Below are 17,227 nucleotides of genomic sequence, written 5' to 3' on the forward strand. Positions count from 1 at the left end.
GAGGCATGAAAGGACGGAGAAAAATATGAGCAGTTTAATAGATGAGATTAGAGAATTACATGCAGGTGGCAAAATGGAGACCTTACCCAAGAAGCCAATTGAAACGATGGAGGGGTTATCCAAAGTTTATACGCCGGGTGTAGCTGAAATTTGCATGGAAATCGCCAATGACCCAGCCAAAGCATATCAATTAACGATCAAAAAAAATACAGTAGCGGTCGTATCAGATGGAACCGCGGTACTTGGATTGGGAGATATCGGGCCAGAGGCTGCTATGCCTGTGATGGAGGGTAAAGCAGTACTGTTCAAACAATTTGCAGGTGTCGATGCATTCCCCATCTGTCTCAATACGAAGGACCCTGATGAGATTGTTCAAATTGTCAAAATGATCGCTCCTGCCTTTGGCGGCATTAACTTGGAAGATATATCTTCGCCACGCTGCTTTGAGATTGAAAGACGGTTGAAGCAGGAACTCGACATCCCAGTATTTCATGATGATCAGCATGGTACGGCAGTTGTTGTATTAGCAGGTTTGGTCAATGCACTAAAGGTATGCGGCAAAAAAATGGAAGATGTCAAAGTCGTATTTGCTGGGATCGGTGCGGCAGGTATGGCCTGCTCCCGTATGCTGCTCAAGGCAGGAGTACGCAATCTGATTGGCGTGGATCGGCAAGGAGCCATTCACCGTGGGGTAGAATACAGTAACCCGCATTGGACAGAATATGCGAACATGACTAACCCGCATAATTTAAGTGGAAGCTTATCAGAGGTGATTGTGGGAGCTGATGTGTTCATCGGTGTGTCGGGTCCAGATATACTAACTGTGGAAGATATACAATGCATGGCAACTGATCCTATAGTGTTCGCTATGGCGAATCCGAAGCCAGAAATTGATCCGGCTGTAGCCTTACCTTATGTGCGTGTGCTTGCTACCGGCCGCTCCGATTTTCCTAACCAGATTAATAACGTATTGTGCTTCCCGGGAATTTTTCGGGGCGCTCTGGATTGCCATGCCAAGACGATTAACGAGGAGATGAAACTGGCAGCCGGTCTTGCCATTGCTGATGCAATTTGCCCTGAGGAGCTAAGTGAAACTTATATCATACCGAATGTTTTTAATGCGAAGGTGGTCCAGAAGGTACGGGATGCTGTTATTCGCGCAGCCTGGGAGACAGGAGTAGCCATGTCAGGAGAAGCTCCGGCTACTACTTTACATCCATAAAAAGTTATGTTCTTCACAAACTTTAGTTCATGGTCTTGGCCTGCTGTTCTTGATAATGTCTGTATCTGTTTAGCCCTTCGTGGAGAATATAAAGTCTTGCCAATGAGCAGGCTAAAGTAAAGCGTAACGATCCATATTCTCAAACAAGAGTTGCGCTCAATTACTACACAGGGGGTTTTGGAATGGGCGAAAAAAATATTTTGGCGTATTTCAAAAGTCCTGAGGAAGCACAGGGAGCCGCGAGAAAGCTGGAAGCTCTCCGGGTAACGGATATGTCGATAGATCGTTTTAGCCGCTATCCGCGGCAGTCTACGGGCAACGCCGGACTGCCTGTGTTTTCGGGACAGATTAACAGCTTGTCTTCACTAACGCAGGGAGTGGAATTTACAGATCGTAGTCCGGCGATATTGGCTGCGGCTGACCCTGCTGCCAGTGGCATGAGTGACGGAGGACAAGGTGGACCGACGGGCCGCGATATTTTATTGACTGCTGTGGTGGATGAGTCCATTCATCATCAGGCGATGTCCATCGTGGAACAAGCGGGTGGAATGCTGTGACAAGTTTGGAAGGAGCAGTGACCGATGTCTAAAAACAAACGGTTCGATAAAGTGCTGACCAAAACCGAGAAAATCAAACGCATGCAATCTGCCAAAAACGAGGATGTTGAGTTCTCGGCAGAGCTGGCAGATGCAGAGGATCTGGAAGCGATCCGGCGTAGTGAAGTAGCTGACCGCCGTCAGCAACGTATCATAAACGACAACGAGTAGAATACAATAAGGCGGGTATCCCATCTAAAAAGGTGATTTGCGGGATAGCCCGTCTTATTTGTGTTTTCCCCTTGTTCTATTCATTATCCGCTATATGCTGTTGCGCTAAAAACTAGAGGGCTGAAGACAAAGGCAGTAGTCGCAGGTGTTTGACTTTCAATAATGAGTCCATCTGCTTTTTTGAACTCCTATGCGAGTATATAGTACAATGTAATGTATGCATGTGAAATGAGGAGGAAATGTAAACCATGTTGTGGAATGAAATTACAATACATACAAGCGAGGAAGCCGTCGAAATGATTTCGAATTTTCTGCACGAAGCAGGTGCAGGAGGGGTTTCCATTGAAGAATCCGGTTCGCTCAACAAGCCGCGGGATACGTCTTATGGACAGTGGTACGATCGCCCTTTGAACGATATTCCTGAAGGACAAGCGATCATCAAGGGCTATTTTGCTGAAGAAATAGACATGGACAGCGTGCGTGCACAAATTGAGCCGCGGGTTGAACAATTGAGAACATTTGATATTGACCCTGGCGAGGTTCGGTATGAGCTGAAAACGGTCAACGAGGATGACTGGGCTAATGCCTGGAAACAATATTTCAAGCCTTTGCGTGTATCGGATCATTTGACCATCAAACCGACTTGGGAAGAGTATGAGCCTGCGAGTGAAGATGAAAAAATCATTGAGCTCGATCCGGGTATGGCCTTCGGCACTGGTACACATCCGACGACATCCCTTTGCCTGAGAACGCTGGAATCCGTGATTCAGGGTGGAGAAGAAGTCATTGATGTTGGTACAGGCTCCGGTATCTTAGCCATTGGAGCGATAAAGCTGGGAGCAAAGCATGTACTTGCCTTGGATCTCGACCCGGTGGCAGTATCGAGTGCGCGTGAAAATACGCGTTTGAACGGACTGGAGGAACGTATCACCATTAAAGAAAGCGATTTGCTCTCTGTACTCAATGCAAGCGATCCAACGCTGGGGATCCAGCTGCCAGTCAAGCTGGTCGTAGCTAATATTTTAGCTGAGATCATTTTGCTGTTCATTGATGATGTATATAAAGCCTTGGAGCCAGGTGGCATTTATATTGCTTCAGGGATTTGGAAGAACAAAGAAGAGGTTGTCGAATCTGCGTTGAAAGCAGCTGGCTTTGAGATTGCCGAAATCAACCGGGATGAAGATTGGCTGGCGTTTGTAGCGAGAAAGAGGTAAGCATGGATTTTTTACAAAGTATTTTTCGGGTAAATTTAAATGTCCTTCCATTTTACTTGCTGGCTGTGATCATATCGTTTACGGTGCATGAGTTTGCGCATGCGTATTATGCCAATAAATTTGGTGATCCTACGGCCAAGCTGCTTGGGCGTGTGACTTTAAATCCGGCAGTTCATATTGATCTGCTGGGTACGCTGCTGCTGTTGATCGGAGGCTTTGGCTGGGCCAAGCCAGTTCCGGTTAATCGTGACAATTTTAGCCGTCCGCGCCTCATGGGCATTATCGTATCAGCTGCTGGTCCGCTGAGTAATCTGCTGCTTGCATTTGTGACGACGCTGATCTATGCTGTGCTCCTGCATTTTCAAGTATTGCCGGGAATGGAGAACCAGCGGGTGGCACAGGCAATCTATTTGTTTATCAATGCGCTGATCAATTTAAATCTGTTTTTGTTTATCTTTAATCTGATCCCACTGCCTCCACTCGATGGTTACCGGATTGTGGAGGATGTGGCTCCGACTCCTGTGCGCCGCAAGCTTCAGCAGTTTGAGCAATGGTCGATCTTTATTTTTCTGCTTATACTGATAATTCCGCAGGTACGAGCTGTAACGATTGAACCTCTTTACACGCTGTCTCAGATGATTTATATACAGTTTTTGCAGTTCTCTTTTTACATTACCGGACTGTTCGGAGCCTAAGGGCTCCTTTTTTTACGAGAATCGGTATAACGTGAATGGAAGAGGGAACAGACTGGTCATAGAGGAGCAAAAGATGATATGATGGTGCTTGGTGATTTTATCGGAATTTGTACGGAACGTTAGTGGATAATAGTTATTTTAGAATAGGTGTGAGAGAATGCAGCGTTATTTTATTCCGGCAGAGCAATTTCTAGAAGATCACGTAATTGTTACGGGTGAGGACGCGCGACATATCGCCAAAGTCATGCGAGGCCGTAGTGGTGACAAAATTATAGTCAGTGATGGGGTATCCAGGGAAGCGCTGGTTGCATTGGATACGATTGAGCAGGACCATGTAAAAGCGACGATCATCGAGCTGCTGGAGATGACCTCTGAACCGTATGTTCAGATCACCATCGCGCAGAGTCTTCCTAAAGGGGACAAGATGGAGACGGTGATGCAAAAATGTACAGAAATCGGAGCCACCGGGTTTGTACCGTTTTTATCCGAGCGTACGGTCGTACAGTATGATGCCAAAAAGGAAGGCAAGCGACTGGAGCGTTGGCGCAAGATTGTGAAGGAAGCGGCTGAGCAAAGCCATCGTAACCGAGTTCCGGAAATTAGCGCACCCCTGACGTGGAAAGAACTTCTGGCTTCTTTTGCTGGGTATGATTTGATATGTTATTGTTATGAAAAAGAGCAGGGTCGGCAGCTACGGGATGTAATCCAGCCTTTCGCAGGACAATGGGCGTCCACAGACAAGCCGCGTGTGCTGGTAGTTGTGGGCCCGGAAGGCGGCTTTACTGAAGCGGAAAGCCTAGAGGCCGAGCAGGCCGGGGCACAGTCTACAGGACTGGGAAGACGTATTTTGCGTGCGGAGACCGCAGGTATGGTTGCATTGGCATGCATTTTATATGAGACAGGAGAAATGGGAGGGGTTTAATATGCCATCAGTGGCATTTTACACATTAGGTTGTAAGGTAAACTTTTATGATACAGAAGCGATCTGGCAGCTGTTCAAAAAAGAAGGTTATGAGCAGGTGGATTTTGACGAGCAGACCGCTGATGTCTATTTAATTAATACATGTACGGTTACGAACACCGGTGATAAAAAAAGCCGTCAGATCATTCGTCGCGCGATTCGCCGAAATCCAGATGCCATTGTGGCAGTGACGGGCTGTTACGCTCAAACTTCTCCAGCTGAAATTATGGATATTCCAGGTGTTGATCTTGTTATTGGTACGCAGGACCGAGATAAGATTATTCCGTTTGTAAAGGAGATCCAAGAGTCGCGTCAACCCGTAAACGCGGTGCGTAATATAATGAAGACCCGTGTGTTTGAGGAAATGGATGTACCTGATTTTGCTCATCATACCCGCGCGTTTCTAAAAATTCAGGATGGCTGCAATAACTTCTGCACCTTCTGTATTATCCCGTGGTCGCGGGGCTTATCCCGCAGCCGTGATGCGGCGAGCATTATCACACAGGCGCGTCAACTGGTGCACGCAGGCTACAAGGAAATCGTACTCACGGGTATCCATACGGGTGGTTATGGCGACGATATGGATAATTATGACCTATCCGATCTGCTGTGGGACCTGGAGAAAGTGGAAGGGCTGGAACGTATTCGTATCAGCTCGATTGAAGCCAGCCAGATTGATGAAAAAATGCTGGACGTGCTGAAACGCTCCAATAAGCTGGTTCGCCATTTCCACATACCGCTTCAAGCAGGGGACGATACCGTGCTGAAACGGATGCGCCGCAAGTACACGACAGAAGAGTTTTATAACAAAATGCTTATGATTCGAAAAGCAATGCCAGATGTAGCGATTACAACAGATATAATTGTCGGCTTCCCTGGAGAAACGGACGAAATGTTCCGCAATGGCTATGAGCTGATGAAAAAAATCGGTTTCTCGGAAATGCACGTGTTCCCGTATTCCAAGCGTACTGGAACGCCTGCGGCGCGTATGGAGGATCAGGTTGACGAGGACGTGAAAAATGCACGTGTGCGTGAGCTGATTGAACTGTCTGAGCAAATGCAGCTGGCATATGCTGAGAAGTTTGTTGGTCAGGTGCTGGAAGTTATTCCTGAAGTAGCCCCTAAAGGGACAGAAGATAGCGGCATACTCTACGGTTATAGTGACAACTACATTCAACTGGTGTTTGAAGGTAATAAGGATCTGGTTGGTAAGGTGTGCCGCGTGAAGCTGACGAAGGCAGGCGTTAATGAAAGTGAAGGCCAATTGGTCCGCGTATTGGAGAATGGGCTGCAAACAGCTTTGTAAAACAAAAAGAGCCTGAACAGGCAATAGCGATGGCCAACAAGGATTTCGCCTTTCCTTACAGAGAGGACGGAATCCTTGTTGCGCAAGGAAAGGAGATTACAGGATGGCAGCAAGAAAGGAAATTTCCGCAGGTGGCGTAGTGTTCCGCAAACAGGAGGAGCAACTTGAAATTCAGCTGATTACTGACCGATATGGCAAGATATCTTTGGCTAAAGGCAAAATGGAACCAGGTGAAACAATCGAACAAACAGCTCTACGTGAAATTCGTGAGGAAACAGGGCTGAACGGGCGAATTATTCAGCATGTGGATATGATTGCTTATACGTATCAGCACCCTGAATATGGGGAAGTGGACAAGGAAGTTCATTATTATCTCGTAGAGGCACTGGATGGGAATTTACAGGCACAGATTGAAGAAATCAAAGGCGTCGCATGGCATACGCCCGAAGAAGCTTGGCGTCTTCAGCGCCAGGGTGGATATGACAACAATGATGTCATTCTAAGCAAGGCGCTGTCCATGTTAGGAATTAACGTTTAGTTCTATGGAGGGACATACGCTCCTCTATACGTGTCCATATAGGTAAATAACAGAGGGGCAAGGCAAGCAGAGAGCTGATGACGTTAAACAGGGTTTGGGCATGCGCTACCTTGGCACCGGGCTCGGTAGATATCCAGGTGGCGACCATATCCAGTCCAGGGATCAACGGCATAAAGAGCAATGCCCCGCCTACGTTCAACAGCACATGGGACCAGGCCACAAATTTTCCAGACACGCTGCCGCCAACAGCGGCAATCAGGGCAGTCACGCAGGTGCCTACATTGGAGCCAATGACGATGGCGATCCCTACATCGACTGGTAAGGCACCCGCAGCAGCCAGGCTAATCGCCATACCAATGACGGCTGCGCTGCTGTGAACCAGTGCGGTCAGGCAGGCACCCGCAGCGAAGGCCCACCACATGTTGGCTGCAGCATGATCAAGAAACCAGCGGAATAGTCCGGCCTGTTCAATCCAGGGGCCGACGGCTTGCATCACACGGATACCTGCCAGAATCAGCGAAAATCCGGCAAAGACGAGGCTGATAAATTGTACAGCCTGTGGGCGGCTGAGCCCATTGGAGCTGGGGGAAGCTCCGGCAGCTGCATACTGGCGGCCAGCGACCGTTTCTCCCCACAGAACGGCAGTGCCCCAGCAGAGCAGTGAACCGCATAGCAACGGAACAGCCAGCTTGCCGAGCTGGAGGCCCATCAGCTCGGTCGTCAGACAGGTGCCAATATTGGTGCCGAGAATGATACCGAGCGTGCGGCCGTAGGTCAACAGCCCGGCGTTGACCAGTCCGATCGTCAGCACCGTTACGGCGGTGCTGCTTTGCAGTAGGGCGGTAATGCCTGAGCTGAACAGCATTCCCCGCCAAGGGGAAACCGTAGCCCGGTTTAGCCAGCGGGTAAGGAAGGGGCCAGCCAAATGCCGAAGGGCAGCTTCCATCAGCTTCATTCCGCCTAAAAAAATAAGCAGCCCACCGCACAGTGGGAGTATAACATGTATGAACACGGGCATAGCCCCCTTTTCTAGGTGAAAATACTTATGTAACAGCCTATGATCTGTCAAGGACAGCCATGACAAGCATGGTTGAGCAGTTTTTCACGGAACAATAATTTTGAAGTATCTTCACAAGCTTTAAAAGCGTGACGTCGATATACAGGCGGGCAGTAGCGAAGCGGTTCATTTGAATCTAGAGAAGCGCCAGTGATCGTAAGAACAAATGAACCGCGGAGCTGCGTCCCATCGAACACCACACTTTTAAGGACTTTAAGTAATCCAAGAATAGGAGTGAAGGATTTTGCCTTCAGTAATATTAGAACGTAGCCGCAAAAAAAGGCTGGAGCAAGCACACCCTTGGGTGTTTAAAAATGAAATAGCCAAGATTGAGGGTGATCCAGAAGCAGGTGATTTGGTCAACATCCTTAACCATCAAGGTCGTTATTTGGCGACAGGTTACTATAATCCTGCTTCGCAAATTACAGTGCGTGTGATGTCCTATGAGCCGCTGGAAGTGATGGACCAAAGCTTCTTTGCCCAACGTTTCCGTAATTGTTTGGAGCATCGCGAACGCTTTGTGACTGGGGGGAACGCTTATCGCTTGGTGTACGGCGAGGCTGATTTTTTGCCTGGGCTGATTGTAGACCGTTTTGGCGATGTGTTGGTCGTTCAGCTGTTAACGCTTGGCATGGATCGGCGCAGGGAAGAAATCAGAGATGCACTTGTTGAAGTCATGGGGCCAGTTGGTATATATGAGCGTAGTGATGTATCCATCCGCGAGCTGGAAGGGTTGGAACAGACGAAGGGGCCTTTGTACGGCGATTGCCCGCGCCATGTGGTGGTGACGGAAAATGGCTTACAAATCAAGGTCGATATCGAAGAGGGCCAAAAGACTGGCTATTTCTTTGACCAGCGTGAAAATCGCGCAGCCATCGCGCCGTTGATGACAGGTTGGGGAGCGCGTAGCGGAATTACGTTACAAGAAGTAGCTGCAACCCCAGGTGATGACGCCACAACGGTCATGAAGCCTGTGAATAAAAGTGGTAAGGTGGTTGAATTCCCATTTTGGGACGGTGCAACTGTATTGGAATGTTTTTCACATACAGGTAGCTTTACGCTCAATGCGTGTAAACATGGTGCGAAAAAAGTAACTTGTCTGGATATTTCTGAACATGCGATTGAAAGTGCTCGGGATAATGTGAAGCTGAACGGTTTTGAGGATCGCGTCGAGTTTGTCGTCGACGATGCTTTTCAATATTTACGTAATCAGGTGAAAGGTGTAGAGGAGCGCACCGCGCGAGCGGGGGGCAAAGGAGATACATCCAAGCCGCTGACTGCGGGTGGCGGACGCACCTTTGACGTAGTTATTCTGGATCCGCCAGCTTTTGCCAAAACGAAGAGTGCTGTCAAAGGAGCTACACGTGGATATAAAGATATCAACCTTCATGGGATGAAGCTTGTCAATGAGGGCGGTTATTTGGTAACGGCGAGTTGTTCGTTCCATATGCGGCCAGAGCTGTTTTTGGACACGATTAAGGAAGCGGCTGCAGATGCCGGCAAAATCCTCCGACTGGTAGATTGGAGAGCGGCAGGGAAGGACCATCCTCAAATTTTAGGTGTGGAGGAAGGTCATTATTTGAAATTTGCCATCTTTGAAGTGCGCAGCCGGACACGGCTGTAGACTTCATACCCTTGTTAAAGTTAATCTATTTTTAGGCGATAAAGATAACTAGGTGAAACAAACTCATTTTTAGTATAAATCAGTCCTGTAGAGAAGGCTTGCACCAAGCCATCCTGCGGGACTGTTTGTTTTTGAGAAGGGCTCAATTGCTACAACATGGCAAACGTACGTTCTTTTCTCCTTTGCCTGATATGCTATACTGTTTAATAGAATGTTTTTGGTTGGAAAGGAGGCCGCATTATGTCGGTCCGCTTATTGATTGGCCGCTCTGGTAGTGGTAAAAGCACGTTAATCCGTAATGAAATGACGTCTATGTTACGCGAGGAGCCGCTAGGTAAGCCTATGCTGTTACTTGTGCCTGAGCAATCGTCATTTGCTTCAGAGCATGCGTTGCTTACAGAAGCCGGAAACGGTATTCAGGGGTCGGTGCGCGCCCAGGTGATGGGATTCCATCGTCTTGCCTATTTAGTCATGCAGGAAACAGGGGGTTCAGCCCTGGTGCCTGTAACAGAAGAAGGCAAGAAGATGCTTTTATATAAAATTATTCGTCGTCGCAAGGATGAACTGAGTTTGTTTAAGGATTCGGGAGACCAACTCGGTTTTGTGGATCGGTTGAATACGTTGTTTACAGAGTTAAAGCAGTACGGAAATGATGCTCGGTCTGTACCGGAACAACTGGAGAGAATGCATGCTGCGGGGGAGTCCGCCCCGATATTAAGAGGCAAGCTGAAGGATATCAGCCTAATCTATGAGGATTTTGAACGGGAGCTGACGCTTAAATATATCGATGGTGAAGATACGCTTCGCATGCTAACAGAACAGATTGCACAGTCTTCACTTATACGCGGAGCAGACATTTGGATGGATGGCTACCGAAGGTTTACACCGCATGAATATAAGGTGGTGGAGCAGCTTATGCTGCACGCCTCCTCGCTGACGGTGGCGTTGACCTGTAACCGCAGCTACGAAAGCGGCCAGCTTCCGCATGAGCTGGATTTGTTTCATCCTTCGGCGGCTACCTACGTCAAGCTTAAAGGAATGGCAGACGAGCTGATGATTGAAACGCAGACACATTTATTACGTCCCGATCCGATGCCGAGATTTAAGGAGCGTCCAGCGTTGGCGTATTTGGAGGCTAATTTCGAACATCGTACAGGGCTGCGGAATCAGGAACAGCGGATGCGGCTACAGCAGCTACGAGAGCAATGGGCAGATACACAACCGGAGGGCATAAAGCTGTATGCTGCGGCAAATCGCCGTGCCGAGCTGGAAGGAGCCGTACGCGAAATGCGCCGCTTGGCCCGTGAAGAGGGCGCGCGTTATCGGGAGATGGCCCTGTTTGTGCGTCATATTGAAGATTATGAGCCATGGGTGGAACCGATATTCAAGCAATATCAGGTCCCGGTATTTTTGGATCAGCGGAGAAGTATACTTCATCATCCCTTAGTGGAATTGATTCGGGCTTCACTGGATATCGTGCAGCGACGCTGGCGATATGAGGATGTATTTCGTGCGGTCAAAACAGACCTTCTATTGCCGCTGGACGGTCGAGTGAGCCGCGAGCAGATGGACCGTCTGGAAAACTATGTGCTGGCCTGTGGAATACAAGGCAGCCGTTGGACAGATGGCCGGGCATGGCAGGCTGTACCCAGTTTGTCGCTGGAGCTGGAGGAACAGGAACGGAACCGTCAACGGGATGAAACGCTGGATTTGATGGAGTTGTGCCGAGATGTGATTGTGACGCCTTTACATGCTTTTGAGAAGCGTATGGGTAAGGCACGAACGGCGCTTGAGAAGTGTGAAGCCGTGTATCTGTTGCTGGAGGATGCAGAAATTGGTCACAAGCTGAACGCCTTCATTCATCAGGCAGAGGAATCAGGAAATCCTGAGCAGGCGAAGGAGCACCGCCAGGTATGGGATGCGGTGCTTGAATTGCTGGATCAAATCGTCGAAATGATGGGTGATGAGAGACTGGATACTGCTTTGTTTGCGGGTGTGCTGGAAACGGGATTGGCTGAGTTCCGTATGGGGCTTGTTCCACCGGCTCTGGATCAGGTACTGGTCGGAAATACGGACCGTACACGTGTGTCCGGTATTCAACATGCCTTTGTGCTAGGGATGAACGAAGGAGTAATGCCGGCTGTGTTCCATGAGGATGGTGTGCTGAATGAGCAGGAACGTACGGCATTGAACGAACAAGGCGTAGACCTGGCACCAGATATGACAAGACGTCTGTTGGACGAACGCTTTCTCGCTTATACGGCCCTTACCTCAGCCGGTAAAAGCCTATGGATGAGCTATGCGGTGACTGATGAAGAAGGCAAGCCATTGCTGCCGTCAGAGTTAGTGCGACATGTGCGGCAACTGCTTCCTGGTCTGGATGAACGTCCACTGGCCGGATACCCTTTGCCTGGAGACGCTTGGACGACGCAATGGGAGTATGCTTCCCATCCGTCTGAGGCATTGCCGCAGCTCATTGCGCAATTACGGCATTGGCGGCGTGGCGGTGATATTTTATCTCCCTGGTGGGAGGTGTATAACTGGTATGCCAGCCAGCAGGGGCGTGAGAAGGACAAGCTGCGTCAGCTGTTGACCTCACTTTTTTACGAAAATCATGCCGAAATGCAGAAGGAAACGAGTCGCCGTCTATATGGCAGCAAGCTGCGCACCAGCGTATCTCGTATGGAACGTTTTGTCGCATGTCCATTTTCTCACTTTGCCTCTCACGGTCTTCGTTTGAAGGAACGTCAAATGTATCGTCTGAAGGCTCCGGATATCGGACAATTATTCCACGCAGCGCTTGGTGAGATGGCGATCAATCTGCGTGAACGCAATGTCAGCTGGGGAAGTCTCAGCACCGAGGAATGTCGCCAAGAGGCGGAAAGTACGGTGGAGCGTTTGGCACCTCGTCTGCAAGGCGAGATTTTAATGAGCTCCAAGCGGTATGGCTATATTTTGCGCAAGTTGAAAGACATCGTGAGCCGTGCTTCGCTAATTTTGGGTGAACATGCACGGAGAGGTAGCTTTGAGCCGATTGGGCTGGAGTTGGACTTCGGACCAGGTCAGCCGCTTCCTCCGTTAAGCTTCCGACTAGATAACGGCGTTGTGATGGAAATTGTCGGACGAATTGACCGTGTGGATGTGGCAGAAGGAGAAAAAGGATTACTTTTGCGTGTCATTGATTACAAGTCCAGCCAAAAGGATCTTAAGCTGCACGAGGTGTATTACGGCTTGTCCCTGCAAATGCTCACGTACCTGGATGTGCTGTTGAATGCGGCGGAGGAATGGTTGGGCGAGACTGCTTATCCGGCGGGTACACTGTATTTTCACGTCCACAATCCGATGCTGCAATCACCTAATGGCCTTAGCGCAGAACAGGCTCGTCAGGAGCTTTTGAAACGCTTTAAGATGAAGGGATTGTTGCTCGCGGATCGGGATGTAGTTGGGCAAATGGATACAGCATTGGACAAGGGATATTCCTCTATTTTACCTGTTGCGGTGAAAGCAGACGGCAGTTTTTATAGCAGTGCTTCCGTTGCTTCGCCTGAACAGTGGGATAGCCTGCTAGCTTCGGTGCGCAATAACATTCGGACAATTGGTACACGGATGACAGAGGGCGATGTGGCCATTGAACCTTATCGTATCCAGCAAGAGACGGCATGTACCTTCTGCTCTTTTAAGCCTGTTTGTCAATTTGATGACAGTCTGGAAGGCAGTGGTTACAATCAATGGGTTAAACCGGGTAAGGATCAGGTCTGGGATCTGCTCGGTCATACACAGGAAGGGAAAGGAGGAATGAAGCAATGATAAACACGTCAAACGCTAAAGGCTTGCCAAAGCCGGAAGGAAGCATGTGGAGCGATGATCAGTGGCGTGCCATTTCGGAGTCTGGTAACAACATGCTGGTCGCGGCAGCGGCGGGTTCTGGTAAAACAGCAGTGCTGGTAGAGCGCATTATTCGCAAAATTGTCGATCCCCAGCTCGGCTTCAGTGTGGATCGGTTACTGGTGGCGACCTTTACGAAGGCTGCAGCCGCTGAAATGCGTCAACGGATACGCGAAGCCCTGGAACGTGTGCTGGAACAGGAACCGGAAAGTGAACATGTGCGCCGACAGCTATCGTTGTTGAATCGGGCTTCAATAACGACGCTTCACTCTTTTTGTATGGAGGTCATCCGCAGGCATTATCAGGCCATTCCTCTTGATCCCGGCTTTCGGATTATGAATGAGCATGAAACAGAATTGCTGCGCCAAGAGCTATTAGAAGAACTGTTTGAGGAGAAATATGAGGCCCATGATGAAGGCAGCACATTCCGCAGATTGGTCGACTGGTTTAGTGGAGAACGCACCGATGATGCCATGTATGTGCTTGTTCAGCGGTTGTATGATTTTTCGCAAAGTCATCCTTGGCCGGAGCATTGGCTACGGGAGACGGCAGCAGCATTTCGTGTACAGGATGTAGCAGCTTTGGGGGAGACGCCCTGGGTTCGCAGTATTTTGGCGGATGCTGCACTTTCGTTGCGCGGAGCAGCGAGTTTGCTGGAACAGGCGTATGAAACAGCTATACAGCCTGGCGGTCCTGCACCCTATGCCATGACGCTGCAAGAAGATGCGGCGATGGTGAAGGAATTGCTGCAGGAGCTGGAGACACAGCCGTGGGCATCCTTGTATGATCATTTTCAGGCAGCGTCCTTTGGTAAGCTCAAGCCAGTCAAAAAAGATCAAACCGAGCCTGCATTGCAGGAACGGGTTAAGACGCTACGCGAGGCTGCTAAGAAAATGATTACAGATATGAAGGCTTCCCTGTTCGGTAGGAGAGCAGAAGCTTATTTGGAGGAACTGCATGCGACGGCTCCTCTGATGGACGAACTGGTGGAGACCGTGATTGCTTTCGGGGAACGATTTCAACAGCACAAGCAGTCAAAAGGACTGGTGGATTTCGGTGATTTGGAGCATTATTGTCTCAAAATATTAAGACATCCCGACTCCACTCCGTACAAGCTGCTCCCTTCCGATGCTGCACTTGAATACAAGGCACAGTTCGACGAGGTGTTGCTGGATGAGTATCAAGATACGAATACCGTACAGGAAGATATCGTTAGACTGGTATCACGCGAGGAACCGGGTAACCGTTTTATGGTGGGAGACGTGAAACAGAGTATTTATCGGTTTCGACTGGCCGAGCCAGGGCTGTTTTTGAATAAGTATCAACGGTACGGTATGCAGGAGCAGGAAGATGGCTTTTTGATTGATCTGGCGCGTAATTTTCGCAGTCGGGAGGAAGTTGTCGATGCGGTTAATTTGGTGTTCCGCCAGATTATGAGTGTGGATGTAGCGGAAATTGAATACGATGAACGAGCATGGCTGGTGCACGGCGCGTCTTATCCCGAGAAGACAGAGCAGGAAGCTGCGTCTGCATACGCACCTGAGCTGCTGTTAGTTGATAAAGGTGGACGTGGTCTTTCCGAGACTTTGGAGCTACCTGAAATGGGGGACGAATCGGCTTTACAGGAAGGTGAGCTGGCCGAGCTTGCGGAGCTCGAAACGGCACAGTTAGAGGCTCGTGCGATCGCGCAACGGATTAAGGAGCTGACTGGAGATACTGGACAACCACTGTTGATTTACGATAGGGGATTAAAAGCCATGCGTCCAGCAGTCTACGGTGATATTGTCATTTTGCTTCGTTCAGCAAGCGTATGGGCTCCCTTAATTGTCGAAGAACTGCGGCTTGAGGGCATTCCAGCCTCTGGAGAGCAGACGACAGGCTTTTTTAAGGCAACGGAAGTTGAAGTGATGTTGTCCCTCCTGCACATTATTGATAATCCGCAGCAGGACATCCCGCTTGCATCCGTGCTTCGTTCGCCAATTGTCGGCTTGACCGAAGATGAACTGGCACAAATTCGGCTAGAGAAGCCGGATGGATTATTTTATGATGCATTGCTGGCGGCAGCAGGGACTGAACAAGTCGAGCAGAGTGTAAAAGGGACCTCTGCTGACGTATTGGAGATGGATCTTTTCACTGAGGACTCGCTATCTCCACCCCACTCTGTCCATAGGGACGACGGCAATACGTTGTCTGCCCGACTACGTTCATTTTTGCGTAATTTGGACGCATGGCGGCAGGAAGCCAGACAAGGCAGCTTAAGTGCATTGATTTGGAATGTGCTGGAGGAAACAGGATATCTGGATTGGGTGGGTGGATTGCCTGGCGGCTCACAGCGTCAAAGCAACCTACGGGCCTTATATGACCGAGCGAGACAGTATGAGACTTCTACGTCCAACCGTGGCTTGTTCCGATTCCTGACCTTTATTTCCCGTCTGCGGGAGCGGGGCGGTGATTTAGGATCGATCAGTGGGGGGACTGAACCCGATCAGGCTGTCCGCATTATGACCATTCATAAAAGTAAAGGACTTGAATTTCCTGTCGTGTTTATTGCGGGGACGGCAAAAATGTTTAATCAGCAGGATCTGAATGCGCCGTTTCTAATGCACAAGGAGTTGGGATTTGGTCCTAAATATGTGGAGGAACAAAACCGTGTCAGCTACCCTACGCTGCCTAATTTAGCGATCCGTCGACGCTCACAGCTGGAGCTGTTGGCTGAAGAAATGCGTGTGCTATACGTAGCGCTTACGCGTCCGCGTGAAAAGCTGATTATGACCGGAACCGTGAAGGATCTCGCTTCCCGCGCAGCGGGTTGGGCACGTGCCAAGGAGCATACGGAAACAGTATTACCAGATTATATACTGGCGGCAGGTCGTAGCTATCTGGACTGGGTAGGTCCTGCATTGATTCGGCATCCTTCTGCGATTTCGCTGAGGGAAGCGGCAGGTGATCAGGATGGGTATTATCACAGACTGGAACACATGCCGGGGGCAGACTGGTCATTTAAAATCGTAGCCTCAGAAACACTTTCTGGCTCTCGTGTGAACACGGATCAAGAAGAAGAGGTATCGGCCGAAGAGCGCCAAAAGAAAACAGAAGCACTGAGAAATGTCGAGCTAATCGAATTGAACGAAGAGAGTGAGACGGATGTTGCTGCGGCTCTTTCCTGGACCTACCCGTATGAACGGGCGGGCAAGACAGCAGCCAATACATCGGTCACAGAGATGAAAAGATGGCTGGAGATGCAGGAGATTGGATCGGACGATTGGCTGAATCTATCTTCTATCTCCCAACAAGCAGACTTACCAGAAGATCGTGAAAATTCTGACACTGGGGGCAGTCAATTACACTTGCGCAGGCCTAAGTTTATGGGGAATCAGCGACTGACTCCTACGGAACGAGGGACGGTCTATCATACGTTGATGCTGCATCTGCCCTTAGATGGAGTAATGAGCGCTGAAATTATTGAGGAAACAAAGGCTCGTTTGCTGAATCAACGCATTTTACTGGATGTTCATGCAGAGGCGCTGGATACGGATAAAATATTAAGATTTTTCTCAAGTGAGCTGGGGAGCAGAATGTTGCGTTCATCCCGTATTCAGCGTGAGCTTCCGTTTACTTATACCATGCGGGCAACCGATTACTGGAATCACAGTTTACCTGTGATGCTGCCAGAACAGAAGACAGTTACGGAAGGCGGGCAGGACGATAAAGTGCTGATGAACGGGATCATTGATTGTCTGTTCGAAACTCCCGAAGGACTGGTGCTGCTGGATTATAAAACAGACCGGGTCTCCGAATATCGTACGCTGTCACATTTAACGGACCAATATCGTTTTCAATTGGAGCTGTATGCCCGTGTGACTGAAGAGATTACAGGCAATAAGGTTGCTGAGAAATGGTTGTATTTTATAGAAGCTGAAGAGAGTGTGCGGTTGTAGTTATATATAGATAGGGAGAG

The 17,227-nt window shown here is 49.3% G+C and carries 12 protein-coding genes; 11 read left to right on the forward strand and 1 reads right to left on the reverse strand.

Annotated features, from left to right (window positions below):
- Positions 1-25 precede the first annotated feature (25 nt).
- The 8 genes from BN1546_RS20335 (at position 26) to BN1546_RS20370 (ending at position 6,703) form a co-directional block, all read left to right on the forward strand.
- Positions 26-1,222, forward strand: a complete 1,197-nt coding sequence (locus tag BN1546_RS20335) for an NAD(P)-dependent malic enzyme (RefSeq protein ID WP_058829907.1) — start codon at positions 26-28, stop codon at positions 1,220-1,222.
- Positions 1,223-1,404: 182 nt separating this feature from the next.
- Positions 1,405-1,779, forward strand: coding sequence for a hypothetical protein (locus BN1546_RS20340; RefSeq protein WP_013372169.1), 375 nt, complete (start codon positions 1,405-1,407; stop codon positions 1,777-1,779).
- A gap of 24 nt (positions 1,780-1,803) precedes the next feature.
- Entirely contained in the window at positions 1,804-1,989 is a 186-nt protein-coding gene (locus BN1546_RS20345) for a YfhD family protein (RefSeq protein ID WP_016324562.1), read from the forward strand.
- A gap of 248 nt (positions 1,990-2,237) precedes the next feature.
- On the forward strand, positions 2,238-3,203 hold the full coding sequence (gene prmA / locus BN1546_RS20350) for a 50S ribosomal protein L11 methyltransferase (RefSeq protein WP_040103299.1): 966 nt from the start codon (positions 2,238-2,240) through the stop codon (positions 3,201-3,203).
- Between the two features lie 2 nt (positions 3,204-3,205).
- The gene (locus BN1546_RS20355; RefSeq protein ID WP_013372166.1) at positions 3,206-3,898 is read left to right on the forward strand and encodes a site-2 protease family protein; all 693 of its coding nucleotides are present in this window, start codon (positions 3,206-3,208) and stop codon (positions 3,896-3,898) included.
- 157 nt (positions 3,899-4,055) lie between these two features.
- The gene (locus tag BN1546_RS20360; RefSeq protein WP_090738718.1) at positions 4,056-4,820 is read left to right on the forward strand and encodes a 16S rRNA (uracil(1498)-N(3))-methyltransferase; all 765 of its coding nucleotides are present in this window, start codon (positions 4,056-4,058) and stop codon (positions 4,818-4,820) included.
- Position 4,821: 1 nt separating this feature from the next.
- Entirely contained in the window at positions 4,822-6,165 is a 1,344-nt protein-coding gene (gene mtaB, locus BN1546_RS20365) for a tRNA (N(6)-L-threonylcarbamoyladenosine(37)-C(2))-methylthiotransferase MtaB (RefSeq protein ID WP_013372164.1), read from the forward strand.
- Between the two features lie 103 nt (positions 6,166-6,268).
- Positions 6,269-6,703 (forward strand): NUDIX hydrolase, encoded by a 435-nt coding sequence (locus BN1546_RS20370; protein WP_058829904.1) that lies wholly within the window; start codon positions 6,269-6,271, stop codon positions 6,701-6,703.
- Here the strand turns inward: BN1546_RS20370 and BN1546_RS20375 are convergent.
- Positions 6,693-7,715 (reverse strand): Na/Pi cotransporter family protein, encoded by a 1,023-nt coding sequence (locus BN1546_RS20375; protein ID WP_013372162.1) that lies wholly within the window; start codon positions 7,713-7,715, stop codon positions 6,693-6,695. The two genes, BN1546_RS20370 and BN1546_RS20375, sit on opposite strands and share 11 nt — an antisense overlap.
- Positions 7,716-8,004: 289 nt before the next feature.
- Here BN1546_RS20375 and BN1546_RS20380 point away from each other — a divergent pair, with 289 nt between their 5' ends.
- The 3 genes from BN1546_RS20380 (at position 8,005) to addA (ending at position 17,207) form a co-directional block, all read left to right on the forward strand.
- A complete protein-coding gene (locus BN1546_RS20380) occupies positions 8,005-9,384 on the forward strand; it encodes a class I SAM-dependent rRNA methyltransferase (RefSeq protein ID WP_040103303.1) in 1,380 nt (459 codons plus the stop codon).
- Between the two features lie 240 nt (positions 9,385-9,624).
- Positions 9,625-13,191, forward strand: a complete 3,567-nt coding sequence (gene addB, locus BN1546_RS20385; protein WP_090738719.1) for a helicase-exonuclease AddAB subunit AddB — start codon at positions 9,625-9,627, stop codon at positions 13,189-13,191.
- Positions 13,188-17,207 carry a helicase-exonuclease AddAB subunit AddA gene (addA, locus tag BN1546_RS20390; RefSeq protein WP_090738720.1) on the forward strand — a complete coding sequence of 1,340 codons (4,020 nt, stop codon included), beginning with the start codon at positions 13,188-13,190 and terminating at the stop codon, positions 17,205-17,207. The genes addB and addA overlap by 4 nt, the downstream gene beginning before the upstream one ends.
- Positions 17,208-17,227 lie beyond the last annotated feature (20 nt).

Origin of the sequence: Paenibacillus sp. Mc5Re-14, assembly GCF_001049835.1 — a bacterium.
GTDB lineage: Bacteria > Bacillota > Bacilli > Paenibacillales > Paenibacillaceae > Paenibacillus > Paenibacillus polymyxa_C.

Excerpts from the sequence above, each read along its gene's own strand:
- BN1546_RS20340 (WP_013372169.1), top strand. The coding sequence starts at position 1,405 with ATGGGCGAAAAAAATATTTTGGCGTATTTCAAAAGTCCTGAGGAAGCA.
- BN1546_RS20335 (WP_058829907.1), top strand. The coding sequence starts at position 26 with ATGAGCAGTTTAATAGATGAGATTAGAGAATTACATGCAGGTGGCAAA.
- BN1546_RS20360 (WP_090738718.1), top strand. The coding sequence starts at position 4,056 with ATGCAGCGTTATTTTATTCCGGCAGAGCAATTTCTAGAAGATCACGTA.
- BN1546_RS20345 (WP_016324562.1), top strand. The coding sequence starts at position 1,804 with ATGTCTAAAAACAAACGGTTCGATAAAGTGCTGACCAAAACCGAGAAA.
- addA (WP_090738720.1), top strand. The coding sequence starts at position 13,188 with ATGATAAACACGTCAAACGCTAAAGGCTTGCCAAAGCCGGAAGGAAGC.
- BN1546_RS20355 (WP_013372166.1), top strand. The coding sequence starts at position 3,206 with ATGGATTTTTTACAAAGTATTTTTCGGGTAAATTTAAATGTCCTTCCA.
- prmA (WP_040103299.1), top strand. The coding sequence starts at position 2,238 with ATGTTGTGGAATGAAATTACAATACATACAAGCGAGGAAGCCGTCGAA.
- mtaB (WP_013372164.1), top strand. The coding sequence starts at position 4,822 with ATGCCATCAGTGGCATTTTACACATTAGGTTGTAAGGTAAACTTTTAT.
- BN1546_RS20370 (WP_058829904.1), top strand. The coding sequence starts at position 6,269 with ATGGCAGCAAGAAAGGAAATTTCCGCAGGTGGCGTAGTGTTCCGCAAA.
- addB (WP_090738719.1), top strand. The coding sequence starts at position 9,625 with ATGTCGGTCCGCTTATTGATTGGCCGCTCTGGTAGTGGTAAAAGCACG.